The organism is Prevotella sp. E13-27 (assembly GCF_023217965.1).
In the GTDB taxonomy this organism is placed as follows: Bacteria; Bacteroidota; Bacteroidia; order Bacteroidales; family Bacteroidaceae; genus Prevotella.
The window spans coordinates 710,270-726,592 of the sequence record NZ_JALPSC010000002.1; the positions used below are offsets into that span (position 1 = coordinate 710,270).

The following is a 16,323-nucleotide window of genomic DNA, read 5'->3' on the forward strand; positions in this document are numbered from 1 at the left end:
CTATTAAGCTTTGTAGGTCCCAGCGATATCAGCCATTACAGCTTCTATCTTCTTAGTTGTCTCGTCGTCAATCTTACCTGCGGTGAGTGTCTCTATTACCTCAGGATTCTGAGTGCGCAACTTGTCGAGAAACTGATCCTGGCATTGGCGAACCTTGTCAATAGGTACCTGACGCATCAGACCATGAACGCCACAGTAGAGGATAGCAATCTGTTCACCAACTGGCATTGGGCTGTACTGCGGCTGAATGAGCAACTGGTTGTTCTTACGTCCACGGTCAAGTGTCATAGCTGTAACGGCATCCATATCAGAAGAGAACTTCGAGAATGCTTCAAGCTCACGATACTGTGCCTGGTCAATCTTCAGAGTACCTGCCACCTTCTTCATAGACTTAATCTGAGCAGAGCCGCCTACACGTGACACAGAGATACCTACGTTGATTGCCGGACGGAAGCCCTGGTTGAAGAGGTCGCTCTCAAGGAATATCTGTCCATCGGTGATTGAGATAACGTTTGTCGGGATGTATGCCGACACGTCACCTGCCTGTGTCTCGATAATTGGAAGAGCTGTCAGGGAACCGCCACCACGAACATGTCCTTTCATGCAATCGGGCAGGTCGTTCATCTTTTCAGCCACCTCCTGCTGTTCGTTAATCTTTGCAGCACGCTCCAACAGACGGCTATGCAAATAGAACACGTCTCCAGGGTATGCCTCACGTCCTGAAGGACGGCGCAAGATAAGCGATACCTCACGATAGGCTACAGCCTGCTTCGACAGGTCGTCATAGACAACGAGTGCAGGATAGCCTCGGTCACGGAAATATTCACCTATGGCAGCACCGGCAAATGGTGCGTAGTACTGCATGGCAGCAGGGTCAGAGGCTGTAGCTGCAACAACGATGGTGTAGGGCAGGGCACCGTGGTCCTTGAGCGTCTGCACAAGGGCAGCTACGGTAGATGCTTTCTGACCTATTGCTACGTAGATGCAATATACAGGTTTTCCTGCTTCATAAAAACTCTTCTGGTTGATGATGGTATCGACAGCTATAGCAGTCTTACCTGTCTGGCGGTCACCAATAATGAGCTCACGCTGTCCACGGCCAATGGGAATCATTGAGTCAACAGCTTTCAGACCAGTCTGAAGCGGCTCTTTAACTGGCTGACGATAGATAACGCCAGGAGCCTTGCGGTCCAGAGGCATCTCGAACGCTCCAGTGAGATCTATATCTCCCTTGCCGTCAATAGCCTTACCCAGTGGGTTGATGACACGGCCAAGCATGTTGTCGTTAACAAGGATAGATGCAATTCGGCGTGTACGCTTTACTGTCATTCCTTCCTTGATGCCCGATGTTGTTCCAAGAAGCACACAACCTACGTTGTCTTCCTCCAGGTTCATCACGATAGCCATGGTGCCGTTCTCAAACTCCAGCAGTTCGTTAGCTTCAGCATTACGAAGACCATAGATGCGCGCAACACCATCGGAAACCTGCAATACTGTGCCAATCTCGTCGAATTGCGCATTATCGCTGATTCCTTTTAGCTGGTCAAGAAGTACCTGACTGACTTCGCTTGGTTTAATTTTATCTGACATTGTTTTTTATTTCTTTAGTGTATTAAGAATTGAGTTGAGTTTCGATTTGACACTTGCGTCCATGCGATATGTGTCGTATTCGAGGACGAATCCTCCGATTATCTCGGGGTCAACCTCTGTTTCAAACTCCACAATACCTTTAGTGCGGCTCTCCACCATGTGTCGCATCTTCTGTTCCGTTTCTGGAGCTACAGCAACAGCGGTGGTGAGTTTACCACGGATGACGTTCTTCTGCTTACGATAGAGCGTGATGTACGAATTTGCCATGAACTGAATCATGTTCTCGCGGTCTTCCTTAAGCACAAGTGCTATGAAGGCTTTGGTAAGAGGAGAGGCACTATCACCACCTACGGCAGTTTCAAGCAACATCAGCTTCTTCTCCTTTGCGAGCATCGGATTGTCTATCGTATGGCGAAGAGCTGGAACTTCTATGTAGCTCTTAGCCAAGAGCTGCATGTTAGCATACACAGTATCTTCGATGTTCGTATCAGTAGCACTCTTTAGAAGAGCGCGTGCGTATCGAACCGATATGACTCCTATATCCATACGCAAAAACGTTTAGTTTTTAGCAGAGACATCATCCAGCATACGGTTGATGAGATCCATCTGTGAGGCATTATCTTTCAAATTGGCACGAAGCACTTTCTCTGCAATCTCCACACTCAGGGCAGCTACCTGACTACGAATGTCGGCGATGGCAGCTTTCTTCTCCTGTTCTATGGCTACACGGGCATCATCAAGCAGACGTGCTCCTTCCTGACGTGCTTTTTCCTGTGCTTGTTCTACGATAGCCTCACGAGTCTCGGCAGCCTCTTTCAATATCTGAGCCTGTTTTTCACGAGCCTCCTGTAAGATGGATTCACCTTCTTTCTGTATATTGGCCAAGCGTTCGTTTGCCTCATGAGCTTTGCGTAATGATTCATCAATGAAAGCTTTGCGTTCGCTCACCATCGAGGTGATGACGGGAAACCCGAACTTCCACAGGATGAACAGCACCACGAAAAACGTCAGTGACATCCAAAACAGCAGACCAGTACTCGGAATCAATAAATCCATACGCTGAATATTCCTTTATTATGGTTTAGCTTTTCACTATTGTTTAGAGGCACATGAATGCGATCACGGCAGCGAACAGAGCAACACCCTCAATAAGAGCTGCTGCGATAATCATGTTAGTCATCAACTTACCGATAACCTCTGGCTGGCGAGCCATTGCATCCATGGCAGAACCACCAATCTTACCGATACCAATACCTGCGCCAATAGCTGCGAGACCTGCGCCAACAGCAGCGCCAAACTTTGCAACACCTTCGATTGCTAATAATGTTGTAATCATAATTGTAATGTTTTTTAGTTATTATTTTATGTTTATTGTTTAATATCGAATATCGAATCGATTAATGCTCATGTCCTTCGGGAACGGCTTTGGCCATGCCGATGAACACGGATGAGAGAAGGGTGAACACCATGGCCTGAATGAAGCAGACCAAGCATTCCAGACACATCATGAAGATAGCCATGATAACGCTCACGGCACTCATGCTATAGAACACGCCTACTGACATTGATGCCACCAGGAATATGATACATGGCATAGCTACTGCTATGGCATGACCAGCCATCATGTTGGCAAAGAGTCGGATCATCAGGGCAAAAGGTTTCGTGAATATTCCCACGAACTCGATTACTGGCATCAATGGTACGGGACACTTTAGAAGGAAGGGCACCTCAGGCCAGAATATTTCTTTCCAATAGTGTTTGCTGCCCGAGAACTGTACAACGACAAAAGTACACAAAGCCAGAATAAATGTCACGGCTATGTTACCAGTCACATTGCCAGAACCAGGAGGGAATGGAATAAGACCCATCACGTTGCAGGTGAAGATAAAGAAGAAGCAAGTAAGCAGATAGGGCGTGTATTTCTCGTAGCCCTTACCTATTCCAGGCTTGATGATATCATCAACTACATACATGACCATCATTTCGATGAGTCCCACAAAACCACTCGGAGCCTCGTCGGAAGCCTGATGACGCTTATACCAGCGGGCACTGAACAGAATGCAGCACAGCAGTAAAGCCGCATTGATAAACATCACGGCAACTGTCTTCGTGATAGATAGGTCAAGTACAGGCTCACCATTCTCAACAATCTGTCCCTCATGATCACCCTCAGCAGCAATCTCAGTCCATAAGGCTTAGGTGCATGACCATGCGCAGCCTCTTCAAAACGAGTCGAACTGAAGACATGCCATCCTGTGGAGCTCTTCACGATGACAGGCAGTGGGATAACAATGCTGTTCTCACCTTCACCATACACATGCCATTCGTGCGAATCCTTGATATGCTCAAGCACCACCTCCTTGGCACTAAAGTCTGCTGCTGTGGCAACAGGCGTCAGCGCTAATAGCAGTAATGCTGTGATAATCAGTCGTTTGATGTGATACATTGATAAATGTTTGTCTTTAATATTAATGTCTTAGCCAGAGGGAAATAACAACCGTTGTCGCGTACATTATTAAATATATTATAGCGAACATCATGGCATCTTCCCTGTTCTCCTTGAGTAGGATTACTATTCCCGCCAGTGTGCCTACAAGCACCAATCTGATGACTGTCATTGCCAAACAGAACTGAGCCAGATATGTAGGCGAATGCTTCTTGACAAAGTCAAAGCCCATCACGTGGGCTGTACCCAACAGGGATAGAAGCAGCACAGCGAGGATATACTCCATGAGGGTTAGACAGCCTTTTCTATACAGATAGATACTTCGTTTTTCTGTACTTCTACAAAACCGCCAAGCACCTCAAGCTGTTGACCGTCATATTCCACGATGCCTTTCTGCAACGTAGAAATAATGGGCGCGTGGTCTTTGAGAATCTCAAACTGTCCTCTTGTGCCAGGCACTTTGACACGCTCCACTTCACCGGTGAATTCTATTCTCTCAGGAGATACTATCTTTAGTTTCAGCATAATTCTTCTTTCCTTTTTCTAGATTGACTAGACTGACTAGATTAACTAGGTTGACTAGACTGACTAGATTCTCTAGAATTATCCTTTTGCAGCTTCCAGCAGTTTCTTTGCCTTTTCCTTGGCGTCCTCGATGGTTCCCACGTTGAGGAATGCCTGTTCTGGCAGGTCGTCCACTTCACCGTTAAGAATAGCATTGAAGCCCTTGATGGTCTCTTCGATGGGCACCATAACGCCTGGCAGACCTGTGAACTGTGATGCCACAGCAAACGGCTGACTGAGGAAACGCTGTACGCGGCGTGCGCGGTTCACGGTCAGCTTGTCCTCGTCTGAGAGCTCGTCCATACCGAGAATAGCGATGATGTCCTGCAACTCCTTGTAGCGCTGCAGTATCTCCTTCACGCGCTGTGCACAATCATAGTGGTCTTTGCCTACAATCAGTGGGTCAAGGATACGTGATGTTGAGCCCAGTGGGTCCACAGCGGGATAGATGCCCAGCTCGGCAATCTTACGGTCGAGCACGGTGGTAGCATCAAGGTGGGTAAAGGTTGTAGCAGGAGCAGGGTCTGTCAAGTCGTCGGCAGGCACATATACTGCCTGTACTGATGTGATAGAGCCTTTCTTCGTAGAGGTGATTCGCTCCTGCATGGCACCCATCTCCGATGCCAGCGTCGGCTGATAACCTACGGCTGACGGCATACGTCCGAGCAGAGCTGATACCTCTGAGCCTGCCTGTGTGAAACGGAAGATGTTGTCAATGAAGAACAGAATGTCGGCAGCGCCACCATCCTTACCTCCGTTGTCGCGGAATCCCTCGGCAACGGTCAGTCCTGACAGGGCTACTGATGCACGTGCGCCTGGTGGCTCGTTCATCTGTCCATAGACAAGTGTTGCCTGACTTTTCTTAAGCTCTTCAGGGTCAACGAGAGAGAGGTCCCATTTGCCCTGTTCCATTGCCTCGCGGAACTTTTCTCCATAGCGTATAACGCCAGACTCAATCATCTCTCGAATGAGGTCGTTACCCTCACGTGTGCGCTCACCCACACCTGCGAACACAGAGAAACCATTGTGTCCCTTAGCGATGTTGTTGATGAGCTCCATGATGAGCACGGTCTTACCTACACCGGCACCTCCGAAGAGTCCAATCTTACCACCTTTCATGTAAGGCTCCAGCAGGTCGATGACTTTGATACCTGTGGCAAGAATCTCTTTCTTCGTTGACAGCTCCTCGAACTCTGGAGCTTCGCGGTGAATAGGATAGGCGCCCTTCATGTCGAGCTGTTTCATACCGTCAATAGGCTGACCTATTACGTTCAGCATACGACCCTTGATCTGGTCTCCCGCAGGCATTACGATTGGCGAGCCCATTGGTTCTGCCTCCAGTCCGCGCTGCAGACCGTCGGTGTTGTCCATTGCCACGCAACGTACAGTATCTTCGCCGATGTGCTGCTGCACTTCGACGATAAGTTCCTTGCCTTGTCCTCTGTCGATGCGTAATGCCTCGTGAATTTTGGGTAACACTTTCTCGGCATCAAGTCCTTTTGTGTCGAAATAAACGTCGATGACAGGACCGATAATCTGAGAAATACGTCCTTTGATTTGTGACATAAGCGAATTTAAGTGTTATAATATTAGTCTTTTAGGTTTATTTTTCTGCAAAGGTAAGAAAAAGTTTTCATTTCCAACTAATATTTTGAGAAAAAAAACATAAAAAAAAGCTCCGCATTAGCAGAGCTTATTAATATTGTGGAAATCACAGGTAATACTATGTTTCTCTTATAGACCTATTCGTTTGTTGTGGCTGTAGTATTTTCGGCTTTTGCTTCCGCAGGCTTGATGTTTGGAAGCTCCAGTCCTATGCCTTTCTTCTTGTCAACAACCTTCAGTATAAGACCGAGCACAAGTGCAGCTACGCCGAGTCCGGCAAACATTACCAATGGTACTGTATGGTCGAGTTCTGTTGCTGCCGTGCCCTCTGGGTTAGTAGCATCGAGAATCTTTCCGTAGAGGGTGGGGAAGAGCCACAGTCCTATGTTCTGCACCCAGAATATCATAGCATAAGCCGAACCGATAATCTTGGCGTCAACAAGCTTGGGCACGCTTGGCCAGAGTGATGCAGGCACGAGCGAGAACGAGCTGCCGAGCACAAGAATTGTCACATAAGCAATGATGACGCCTCCTACTGTTGAGTCCTTGAACAGAGGCAGGATGAATGCGAATGTGAGGTGGCAGGCGATGAGAAGCAGCGAGCCGAGCACGAGCATCGAAGCTGCTTTACCCTTGTGGTCAACATAGCTGCCGAGAATTGGGGTGATGAGTACGGCCAGAAGTGGGAACACGGCGAAGATAGAGCCAGCCGACTGAGTCATGTAGCCTATGAAGCAATAAACAACGAGCGATACTACCGAGATGCCCAGCAGAGTGTACTTCATGTTTGCCTTCTTCTGGAAGTTGCTTGCGAAACCTGTGGCTGCTACGAACAGCGAGATGACATACTGTATCATGGTTATGCTTCCGCTTGCCCAGAACGAGTCTGGATCGGGAGCCACGAGCGTCAGGTTACACTGGAGCATGTTTGTGGCATACTTCTGGAATGGGAATATCGCGCTGTAGTAAAGCACACAGAGCAGAGCCACGAGCCAGAATCCGCTTGATGTGATAATCTGCCACAGGTCGCTAATCTTGAATGGGTCGTCCTTCTCCTCTGCCTCGCCAGTCTGTGAGTCAAGCTTGCGGTCCATGAAGAAATAAACGATGGTCATGATAAGTGCGATACACATCAGTACCACGCCGAATGCAACTGAACGGCTCACGCTTATCTCTCCGCCCAGACGAGCGAAATATGGTGAGAAAATCATACATGTGGCCACGCCCAGACGAGCGAGTGCCATCTCTGAGCCCATTGCCATAGCCATCTCACGACCCTTAAACCACTTCACGATACCGCGGCTCACGGTGATGCCGGCCATCTCACAGCCGCATCCAAAAATCATGAATCCGCTGGCAGCCAGCTTTGCTGAAGCGGGCATGTCGGCAGCAAATGGAAGCACGTCGAGCCATTCCAAACCGAATGGTGCCGACCAGTTAAGGTGATTGGTAAACCAAGCCTCGAGTCCGCTTCCTACGAATGCGTCGCTAACTGCATACCATTTGATGCATGCACCAACGAGCATCACGGCAGCAGAGAGGATGGCTGTGAAGCGTACGCCCATCTTGTCGAGGATGATGCCTGCGAAGATGAGGAAGAATGCAAACACGTTAAGGAATACCTCAGCGCCCTGCATGCGTCCGAAAGCGCCCGATGACCAACCGAGCTCTGTCTGCATCAAGTCTTTGATAGGCGAGAGAATGTCCATAAAGATATATGAACAGAACATGGCAAGTGCCAGCAGCAGAAGGGCTGTCCAGCGTATGCCTGCTGAGTCTCTCAGCGTTTTTTGTAATGTTTGTGCCATTTTTTCTTTTTTTTCTTTTTGTTTATTTGTTTGTTATCGTAATTGTTATCATTGTTTTCGTGTCTTTGTCTATGGCGCACTGGTTGGATGTTCTCAGTCCCACGAGCCATATAATATTATTGTCGGCATCGGTAACCACCAACTGTCTCATCTTGTCGCTCACAGGCATCTTTATGTCTGTCAGGTAGTCGCTCACGAGCTTCGAGCCTTTCATGCCGAAGGGAATGAAGCGGTCGCCATTGGCTATGTGGCGCAGAGTTAGTGGAAACCTTACTTTTGCTGCATCAAGCGTAGCCAGACTGCTGTCGCGGCTTATCTCCACCTTGTCGCTTATTTTTACGCGTAGCTTCCTGCCGTCTGCCAGCGCATAGGTGCCGTCTTCTGGTACAACAAACGGCTTCATTTCTTCTTTCTTCTCTGATAGCACCAGACTGTCGCGGTCCTTGAACAGCGTGTGGCCTTCCGACTCCCAGCATTTTCCTGATGGTCTGTCGAGGCGTGTGGCTATCTGCCTAATTGTTGCGGGCGAGAAACCATAGTTCTTAAGCCATTCGTAGAGAGTGCATTGTGGCGAAGGCGTCGTAAGCAGATCGTCAATATTAATTGATGTGCCGCCGTCCTTCAGCATCCTGTCTAAGTCTTCGCTAATCTTGGCGTCATATACAGCCTCTGCCTCCGTCATCTGCTGCTGCATGGTGAGTATGTTCTCCACGGCGTTTGGCGCAATCTCCTTGAGCATTGGCAGAACGATGTTGCGAACCTTGTTCCTCATCACATCGTTCACCATGTTCGTGCTGTCCGTGACATAGTCCTGTCCTTCAGCCTTGAGCCATGATTCTATCTCGTCTCTGCTCACACAGAGTAGCGGACGGATAATCTTTCCGCGAACAGGATGGATGCCTGTCATTCCATGAATGCCTGTGCCTCTCAGCAGGTTTATGAGCACCGTCTCCACGTTGTCGTTCTTGTGGTGGGCCACGCATATTCCCTCGGCATTCAAGTCCCTGCGCAGCTGTTCGAAGTAGTTGTAGCGCAGGTCGCGTGCAGCCATCTCTATGCTTACCTTATGCAGCTCGGCATAGGCCTTAGTGTCGAAATGAGCCAGATGGCATTCCACGCCCATCTTCTTGCAAAGGTCGGTCACAAAACGCTCGTCGCGGTCGGACTCTTCGCCTCTGAGATGGAAGTTGCAATGAGCCACACAGACGCTGTAGCCCAGCCTTGTCATTGCCATGAGCAACGCCACGCTGTCAGCACCTCCGCTCACCGCCAGGATATAAAGTCGTTCCTTGTTGAGCAGCCCGTTTCTTTTGATGTATTCTTCTACCTTATTCAACATAGAGGACAAGACCTTTCAAGTACTCTCCTTCTGGGTGATAGATGTTTATGGGATGGTCTGCCGGCTGGTGCAACTGGTGCAAAATGCGCACCTTGCGGTGGGCCAGGGCTGCCGCGGTGAAGACTGCGTTGCGGAAGTTGTCTTTCGTTACCACTTGGGAACAAGAGAATGTGAAGAGTATTCCGCCTTTCTGAATCTTCTCGAAAGCCTTCATGTTCAGACGGGTGTAGCCCTTCAGGGCGTTGTGCAAAGCTCCACGGTGCTTGGCGAATGCAGGCGGGTCGAGAATTATCAGGTCGTAGTTGCTGCCTGCCTCGTCAAGATATTTGAACGCATCCTCGCAGAAAGCATCATGACGCTTGTCGCCAGGGAAGTTCAGCTCAATATTGCTGCGAGTGAGCTCTATGGCTTTCGCTGAGCTGTCCACGGAGTGTACGAGGTTTGCTCCGCCTCTCATGGCATAGACCGAGAAGCCGCCTGTGTAGCAGAACATGTTCAGCACGTCTTTTCCGTGGCTATAGGTCTCCAGCAGCGAACGGTTGTCGCGCTGGTCAACGAAGAATCCAGTCTTCTGACCTCTGAGCCAGTCCACTCGGAACTTCAATCCGTTCTCTATGCCAATGTTCTCGTCGCTCTGACCAATGAGGAATCCGTTCTCAGGCTCCATGAACGGCAGCGTGGTCTCACTCTTATAGTAGATGTTGTCCACCTGCTTGTCCATCACCTTTATCAGCTGCTGTGCTATCTCCTTGCGACACAGGTGCATGCCAACGCTGTGGGCCTGCATCACGGCCGTACGGCCATAGATGTCGATGATGAGTCCTGGCAGCAGGTCGCCCTCGCCATGCACCAGTCTATAGGTGTCGTTGTTCGGGTTGCCGGCCAGACCTATGGCTGTTCTCATGTTGAGAGCCGACTTCAGGCGTGAGAACCAGAACTCGTTGTCAATGGCCACGTTGTTGAATGTGAGCACTCTCACAGCTATCGAGCCCATCTGGAAGTGTCCGGTGGCAATATAATCGCCGTTGCTGTCTATCACTCTCACCGTGTCACCATCCACTATGCCTTCGTCGGCATGGTGTATGGCTCCTGAGAATATCCATGGGTGAAAGCGTCTGAGGCTTTCCTCCTTACCTCGTTTAAGGTATATCTGTTTCATTCGTTTGATGATGTTGTTTCCTGTTGTGTCGTGTCGTCTTCGCTTACCGTCCTTAGCTCATAGTCGTTGGTTTCCTCCAGTCTTATAAGCTCTTTATACAGTTGCAGACAGGCCCATGCGTCGGTAGCGGCATATAGCTTCTGTTTGTCGTCGAGAATGTCGCGCTCCCAGTTGCTCAGCTGTTGCCGCTTGCTAATCTTCTGGCTGAACATGTTGGCATAAAGCTTCTGCAGACTGAGGTCTTCTATACCAATCTCTTTCACGTGGTTCTGCAGGTCTATGAAGTTGCCTGCATTGAAGCTGCCCAGCTTGTGAAGTCCCAACAGGTCGTCGTGCCAGGAAAGACCAATCTTCGGAGTCGTGGTGTCTTCGAGAAGTCTTATTATCGATGGCGACAGCCCCAGATGGTTCAGTCGGAAGAGGAAGCAGTAGTCCTCTGCCGATACCTGAAGCAGCGACACCTTGTACTGCCACCCGCGCTTGAACGACGGACGTGTCTCCGTATCTACGCCAAGCATGGGCTGTGACAGAAGGTAGCTAACGGCTTTCTGTGCCTCTGCTTCAGACACCACAACCATTATCTTTCCTTCGAAAGCCACTGTCGGCAGCGTGGAAATAAGCTTCTTGTCGAACTTGTTATATAGAATCTTCGTCATTGTCTTTCTCAAATCAAGCTGCAAAATTACAAAAAATACGACAAACAGCTTAAAAAACGTGTCATAAAAATTTATAAAGGTCTTCATTTAGAAAGAACGCCTATAGTGTTTAGTAAGAATGCTCCGAGCATTTAGGCCAAACGCTTTTTGGCACTTTCCAATATCACTTTTGCCACTAGATTAGCCATTTTGCGGCATATTTCCTTTCAAATTACGTCCATATGTTGAATTTCTTCGTCGCTGATTTGTGCGCCAAGTGAGGGGAAAAACATCGGAACGAGGGGTTCGTACATGTCTTTTGAGGCCTATGAGAGCAGTAATTTGATACATTCTGTACCCTTTCCGAGGTTAGGCATCTCGGGTGCCTTCTGTTTACTGATATCGTATCTCATTGATTATTAGCTTTTTAGATGAATTAATAATGAATTAATATTGGTCCAACCATTACATTACAGTCATTACAGTCGTTTTTTTGAGGGTATGCATTTCCTCTATATTCTATATATAATATATATAACTAATTATATATCAATAAGTTATAAATAAATTTAAGGGATTAGAAGAAGATGTATACCCCCCTTTTTTTAACTGTAATGACTGTAATGTAATGATTTTGGCTTTTTACTTTTTTACCTTTTCCCTTCCAGGCCCTCCAGCGCCCATAGCAGTTCGTTGGCCACGGCGGTAGCGAATTGTGCCCTCATTGCCTTTTTCTTTATTTGAGGGTTTGAATCATACCTAATATTATTCTTTTCAATTATAGTCGGTTCTTTTCTGCATTACCAGCACCTGTACCCTTATACTTCGACGGGGTGACGTTAAAGCGGTAACGCAATGAGAGTGTAACGCAACGGGAATCGTTGTCCTCCATCTTGCGGAACATCATGCGGTTGCTATAGAGCGTGATGCGGTTGATGCCGCTGTTGAAGAGGTCGTTACCTGAGAGTTTGATGTTAAGACGGCGATTGAAGAAATCCCTGCTTACACTGAGTGAGAGCATTGGGTTGGTGCTATTGACATAAGTGTTCGCTCCTGGATGACCGTGGGTGTGAATGCTGAAGTCGGCCTGTAGCAGCCAGTCATGGGGCAGCGTGATGATATTGCCCAATTGCAAGGTTAGCATAGGATGGTTGAATTTCATCTGTTTATCCAAGAAGCCCGCCTTGAACCATGGTTTCATTAATGAGACATTATACTGTGGCATCCATATGACATTACTACCCAGCTTTACGTTTTTCTGTGCCCCCAGCATAATAATCAGCCAGTCGGCATGGTCGTAGTTCTTATAGGTCACAAGGTTTACCTTACTGTCGTTTTTCATACTTTCTGCTGTGTAGAGGATGGGGTTGACACAATGGCTAAAATTAACGTTGAGATAAAGCCACTTCCACATAGCCATCGCGTTCAGATTATTATATTTAATGGGTTTCAGATATGGATTACCCGTCTGCATGTTCAGGCGGTTCTCATAGATGACATCGCTACTTAACTGCCAGTAAGAGGGACGCATAGTGCGCTTGGTATAACTGAAGGACAGTTGCACCTTCTTCACAGAGGTAGATAAGGAAATTGATGGAAATAAGTCATTATAGGTGCGGCTTTGGTCATCACGACGTATGCCACCCACGAAATATTCCGACATCACATGCTCATAGCGAAGACCGGCCGAGAGTTGGAGGCGGCCAAGTTGCTGTCGCAGTTCCATGAAGGGCGCGATGGCTTGCTCGTGTTGTTCGTTGTTACTATTGGCGATGTAGCCCTCCACGTTCTCAAAACTGCTATTCCAGCGGGTATTGGTATACTCTTCTCCAATTTCTATTTGTCCTTTCCAAATCGGATGTGTCACGAAGAGTTTCTCTGCCATCAGTCGGCTACGCGTCAGGGCATAAGTGTTTACATCGCGGTCATCATACTCATTGCTCAGTTCCAGCTGTTGGTTACGGTTGCGCTGGTCACGATAGGTATAGTCGGCATTGAAGTCAATGCTGAGCTGTCCTATCTTACCCGTGTAGTATAAATTCGCTTGGTGTTTGGGCGCTCCTTCGGCTCTGCTGATACTGTTGTTCTGTAGGTGGTCATATATGATGCCGTTGGCTTGCAAGTCATCGTCATATTCGCTACAAGTCTTTACGTAGTCATAAGTATTTTGGTAAAATCCGCCAAAAGAGTTGTTATCATCCAATTGGTAGTTGAAGCCGAAACGGCCTTCAAGGAATGGATTGCGAACCTTGTCCTTCTGCTTGTTGGTAATTACCCACAGCGTGTCGGCAAAGACGGTCTGTTCGAACTCGCCCTTCTTCCAACGTTTGTTGTAAGCTCCAAAGAGATTTGCAAACAGTTCCAACTTTCCTGTGCGGAAGGTTAGGTTAATACGCTCGTTATTCGCGAAACCATGTCCCTTACGACTCCATGAGGTCAGTTCTACGCCAAGGCCTTCGCCCGCCGTACGTTTGGTGTGGATGATGATGACCGCATTCACAGTCGCATCGTAGCGGGCACCTGGATTCTGAATCACTTCTATGCTCTTAATGTTGTCCGACTGGATATTCTTCAGTTCCTGTAAGTCGGTCAGCTTTCGGTTGTTCAGGTAAATTAATGGCATGCCTTTTCCTAGAATTTCATATACATCTCCTTTCTTTGAAATGGTCGGTACACGTGAAAGCACATCTTCAGCGGTGCCCATTCGTTCCATCACAGTCCCCTCCACATTCATGACCAGAGAATTGCCCTGTAGTTGTACCTTGGGCCGCTCGCCAGTTACAACAACACCTTTGATGGTCATCGTTTCGGGCTTCATTTGAATGGTACCCACTTGTTCATTATTGCATAGGCGATAGACGGTCTTGTAGCCCACATAAGAGATACGGGCAAGAATGGTAGGGTGCTCGTAGGGGATGACAAAAACGCCAGCCTCGTTGCTCACGCCTCCACCGATTACTGTTGAGTCTGATGGATAAAGCAGGTAAATATTGGCGTAGGGCACAGGCTGGCGGTTCTCGTCAATAATGGTGCCAGTCAGATGGCGTTCAGTCTTATGGGTACATTCCACAAAGATTTCGTTTTCGCCACGCTTCATGACTCTGATGGGATAGAAGCCAATAATCTGCATGATAGCATCTGTGATTGATTTGTGCTTGATGCTAGTAGTCACGCGGAAGTCTTCCAAATCGTTGTAAAGGAAGCTGATGTAATAATCGCGAGACAGCTCGTTGAGGTCACGCAGAGCCTCCGACATAGATACGTTGTCGTAACTGCGCGTAATCTTTTGCGCCTGAACGTTAATGAAACAGAACAGGGCAATAAGGGTAATCATGAAGTGCTTCATCATCGGATAATCAGTTTACCGTCCTCCACAGCCATATTGACACGCTCGAACATATTCAACTTTTCGACTACCTCTTGCAGACTGTCGTTCCGTTTCCAAACGAAATAGAAACGGAGTTGCTTAGCCTGATCGTTCTGCAAGTCCATACCGATGTGATGATAGGCTGCAATGTCCTTGGCAATGCTATCAAGTGTAACATTGTCGAAAATAACTGGTGTTGCCATGACAATGGTGTCGCTCTTGATGGTATCAGCCGATATGACAGGTTGGTGAGAATCTGAAATCTTTGTTTCTTGAACAGGGGCTTTTGTATCTTTTTCTACAAAATTACGAACAATGTGGATTGTAGCAAAAGCCATGCCTGTAATAAAGAGTACACCAATGAATGTTGCGGCGATCTTCAGCCATCCGCGACGGAGTTTACTTTCGTTGTAATGGGTCTTTGAAAAATGCTGCCACTCGGCATCTATATTTGCAGTATTCTTGCCAGTGTTTTCCCAAGTCATGGCCTGCTTCAACTGCGCCGTAGCCTCCATGAGTTCGCGCACTTCGGGGGCTTTCAGCATTGTCTCCAATGTCTGTTCCGAGTAGTTTTCGGGATGCTCCTGCATATCGAGCAGCATCTGGATTTTTTCGTTAATTTCCATAGTCCTATCTATTTTTCTGTTTATACTCCTTGATCGTTGTCATCGCTTTCGTCAGGTGCTTGTAAACCATTACCTTACTGATACCCAGTTCGTTGGCAATATCCTGATACTTCATGCCTTTCAGGTGTCGCATTTGAAAAACCATTAGCGTCTGACATGTCATGTTTCGTCTGGCATACTCCAGCAGTCGCTCCCACCGCTCTGCGTAGGCAGGTTCTGTTTCGCCGTAAGTCAATGGCTCTTGGTTAGAAGAATTGGAGGCTCTCTCTGCGGTATAAGCCTGTTCAAACCTCGCCCTCACCTCCTTGTGCTCCAACAGGTTCAGGCAACGATTCTTTACGCTCGTTATTAGATAGCTCTCAATATTCTTTGGCATAATGTCCGTCTTTACTAGCGTAGCAAAAACCTCGCTTACCACGTCGCGCGATTCCTCGTCGTCGTAGAGCATCGTCCTCGCCAACCGTATCATCTGGTCGTAGTGTTGACGGAAAAGCCGTTCTATCTCTATTTCTTTCATCTACTATAATAGACAGGAAAAGGTATCCAAAAGCTAACCAGAATTCTAAAATTTTACAGAAAAAAAAATCTGCACCAGTTCCACTGTGCAAATATAGTTATTTCTACCTAATTTATATAGTAGGCAGAAAGCGGAAATGTTACAGTTCTCTATGCTCGTTTCAGACGCTCGTTTAAAATCTTGAGCAACTCTTCTGTTTTTATGTTAGTGCCTTCAGTTGTCAGATTTTCTTGCGCACCTGTAAGATTTGTATTTAACCTACGAGCGAGGCGTCCAAAGAAACTGGCATCCTCGAATTTCTGAATTTCTACATTCGGTTTATAATGAATGGCCACAAAATCATGTTTTCCCATTTTCGCAATATCAAAGGACATAACATCTGAGAAATTTATTATAAACGATGTTGAAGCACGTACAATAATACTCTTGTCTGTTATGGTGATATAAGCCTTACCGGTTATTCGCTCTCTTATCGTCATAAAGGGTATGACAAAGAAGCCTAATCCGAAGAATAGAAGACCTACAATTCCTACTACTTGCATAAAACGACTTGACTGTGAATCTACTATAATCGTGAATGCCATTACTACAAATGCGGCACAGCCCAGAGTAGGGAGGAGAGTCCTCCAAATAGAATGATAAATTCTGATTTCTTGCATGTTCTTTT

General features: G+C 47.5%; 15 protein-coding genes and 1 pseudogene. All 16 read right to left on the bottom strand.

Translation table 11 applies throughout. The features are described from left to right. Positions 1-3 precede the first annotated feature (3 nt). The 16 genes and pseudogenes from atpA to M1L52_RS12000 all read right to left on the bottom strand — a co-directional run bounded on the left by atpA (position 4) and on the right by M1L52_RS12000 (position 16,315). The gene (atpA, locus tag M1L52_RS11925) at positions 4-1,590 is read right to left on the bottom strand and encodes a F0F1 ATP synthase subunit alpha (RefSeq protein ID WP_248615229.1); all 1,587 of its coding nucleotides are present in this window, start codon (positions 1,588-1,590) and stop codon (positions 4-6) included. 6 nt (positions 1,591-1,596) lie between these two features. After that, on the bottom strand, positions 1,597-2,136 hold the full coding sequence (locus M1L52_RS11930) for a F0F1 ATP synthase subunit delta (protein ID WP_248615230.1): 540 nt from the start codon (positions 2,134-2,136) through the stop codon (positions 1,597-1,599). 12 nt (positions 2,137-2,148) lie between these two features. Beyond that, positions 2,149-2,646, bottom strand: coding sequence for a F0F1 ATP synthase subunit B (atpF, locus tag M1L52_RS11935; RefSeq protein ID WP_248615231.1), 498 nt, complete (start codon positions 2,644-2,646; stop codon positions 2,149-2,151). Between the two features lie 43 nt (positions 2,647-2,689). Further along, a complete protein-coding gene (atpE, locus tag M1L52_RS11940) occupies positions 2,690-2,926 on the bottom strand; it encodes an ATP synthase F0 subunit C (protein ID WP_248615232.1) in 237 nt (78 codons plus the stop codon). A 61-nt stretch (positions 2,927-2,987) separates the two neighbouring features. Beyond that, a pseudogene (atpB, locus tag M1L52_RS11945) lies at positions 2,988-4,036 on the bottom strand (F0F1 ATP synthase subunit A). Positions 4,037-4,058: 22 nt separating this feature from the next. Beyond that, positions 4,059-4,322: a hypothetical protein gene (locus M1L52_RS11950; protein ID WP_248615233.1), complete on the bottom strand. Its 264-nt coding sequence runs from the start codon at positions 4,320-4,322 to the stop codon at positions 4,059-4,061. A 5-nt stretch (positions 4,323-4,327) separates the two neighbouring features. Then, positions 4,328-4,561, bottom strand: a complete 234-nt coding sequence (gene atpC, locus M1L52_RS11955; RefSeq protein ID WP_248615234.1) for an ATP synthase F1 subunit epsilon — start codon at positions 4,559-4,561, stop codon at positions 4,328-4,330. A 78-nt stretch (positions 4,562-4,639) separates the two neighbouring features. Continuing rightward, complete coding sequence (gene atpD, locus M1L52_RS11960) at positions 4,640-6,166, bottom strand: F0F1 ATP synthase subunit beta (protein ID WP_248615235.1); 1,527 nt, start codon at positions 6,164-6,166, stop codon at positions 4,640-4,642. A gap of 176 nt (positions 6,167-6,342) precedes the next feature. Next, a complete protein-coding gene (locus tag M1L52_RS11965; protein ID WP_248615236.1) occupies positions 6,343-8,013 on the bottom strand; it encodes an MFS transporter in 1,671 nt (556 codons plus the stop codon). Positions 8,014-8,035: 22 nt separating this feature from the next. Continuing rightward, complete coding sequence (gene tilS, locus M1L52_RS11970; protein ID WP_248615237.1) at positions 8,036-9,352, bottom strand: tRNA lysidine(34) synthetase TilS; 1,317 nt, start codon at positions 9,350-9,352, stop codon at positions 8,036-8,038. Further along, complete coding sequence (locus tag M1L52_RS11975; RefSeq protein ID WP_248615238.1) at positions 9,342-10,511, bottom strand: class I SAM-dependent rRNA methyltransferase; 1,170 nt, start codon at positions 10,509-10,511, stop codon at positions 9,342-9,344. The genes tilS and M1L52_RS11975 overlap by 11 nt, the downstream gene beginning before the upstream one ends. Next, the gene (locus M1L52_RS11980; protein ID WP_248615239.1) at positions 10,508-11,167 is read right to left on the bottom strand and encodes a 3'-5' exonuclease; all 660 of its coding nucleotides are present in this window, start codon (positions 11,165-11,167) and stop codon (positions 10,508-10,510) included. Before M1L52_RS11980 ends, M1L52_RS11975 begins: the two co-directional genes overlap by 4 nt. 757 nt (positions 11,168-11,924) lie before the next feature. Further along, positions 11,925-14,495, bottom strand: a complete 2,571-nt coding sequence (locus M1L52_RS11985; protein WP_248615240.1) for a TonB-dependent receptor domain-containing protein — start codon at positions 14,493-14,495, stop codon at positions 11,925-11,927. Further along, the gene (locus tag M1L52_RS11990) at positions 14,492-15,139 is read right to left on the bottom strand and encodes a DUF4974 domain-containing protein (protein WP_248615241.1); all 648 of its coding nucleotides are present in this window, start codon (positions 15,137-15,139) and stop codon (positions 14,492-14,494) included. The genes M1L52_RS11985 and M1L52_RS11990 overlap by 4 nt, the downstream gene beginning before the upstream one ends. A gap of 4 nt (positions 15,140-15,143) precedes the next feature. Further along, positions 15,144-15,656, bottom strand: coding sequence for a sigma-70 family RNA polymerase sigma factor (locus M1L52_RS11995; RefSeq protein WP_248615242.1), 513 nt, complete (start codon positions 15,654-15,656; stop codon positions 15,144-15,146). 149 nt (positions 15,657-15,805) lie between these two features. Continuing rightward, the gene (locus M1L52_RS12000) at positions 15,806-16,315 is read right to left on the bottom strand and encodes an STM3941 family protein (protein WP_248615243.1); all 510 of its coding nucleotides are present in this window, start codon (positions 16,313-16,315) and stop codon (positions 15,806-15,808) included. Positions 16,316-16,323: the final 8 nt, after the last annotated feature.

Bases quoted from the DNA above. Each gene is read 5' to 3' on its own strand.
- atpF (WP_248615231.1), bottom strand. From the start codon at position 2,646: ATGGATTTATTGATTCCGAGTACTGGTCTGCTGTTTTGGATGTCACTG.
- M1L52_RS11975 (WP_248615238.1), bottom strand. From the start codon at position 10,511: ATGAAACAGATATACCTTAAACGAGGTAAGGAGGAAAGCCTCAGACGC.
- tilS (WP_248615237.1), bottom strand. From the start codon at position 9,352: ATGTTGAATAAGGTAGAAGAATACATCAAAAGAAACGGGCTGCTCAAC.
- M1L52_RS12000 (WP_248615243.1), bottom strand. From the start codon at position 16,315: ATGCAAGAAATCAGAATTTATCATTCTATTTGGAGGACTCTCCTCCCT.
- atpC (WP_248615234.1), bottom strand. From the start codon at position 4,561: ATGCTGAAACTAAAGATAGTATCTCCTGAGAGAATAGAATTCACCGGT.
- atpE (WP_248615232.1), bottom strand. From the start codon at position 2,926: ATGATTACAACATTATTAGCAATCGAAGGTGTTGCAAAGTTTGGCGCT.
- M1L52_RS11930 (WP_248615230.1), bottom strand. From the start codon at position 2,136: ATGGATATAGGAGTCATATCGGTTCGATACGCACGCGCTCTTCTAAAG.
- M1L52_RS11950 (WP_248615233.1), bottom strand. From the start codon at position 4,322: ATGGAGTATATCCTCGCTGTGCTGCTTCTATCCCTGTTGGGTACAGCC.
- atpD (WP_248615235.1), bottom strand. From the start codon at position 6,166: ATGTCACAAATCAAAGGACGTATTTCTCAGATTATCGGTCCTGTCATC.
- atpA (WP_248615229.1), bottom strand. From the start codon at position 1,590: ATGTCAGATAAAATTAAACCAAGCGAAGTCAGTCAGGTACTTCTTGAC.
- M1L52_RS11985 (WP_248615240.1), bottom strand. From the start codon at position 14,495: ATGATGAAGCACTTCATGATTACCCTTATTGCCCTGTTCTGTTTCATT.
- M1L52_RS11990 (WP_248615241.1), bottom strand. From the start codon at position 15,139: ATGGAAATTAACGAAAAAATCCAGATGCTGCTCGATATGCAGGAGCAT.
- M1L52_RS11995 (WP_248615242.1), bottom strand. From the start codon at position 15,656: ATGAAAGAAATAGAGATAGAACGGCTTTTCCGTCAACACTACGACCAG.
- M1L52_RS11965 (WP_248615236.1), bottom strand. From the start codon at position 8,013: ATGGCACAAACATTACAAAAAACGCTGAGAGACTCAGCAGGCATACGC.
- M1L52_RS11980 (WP_248615239.1), bottom strand. From the start codon at position 11,167: ATGACGAAGATTCTATATAACAAGTTCGACAAGAAGCTTATTTCCACG.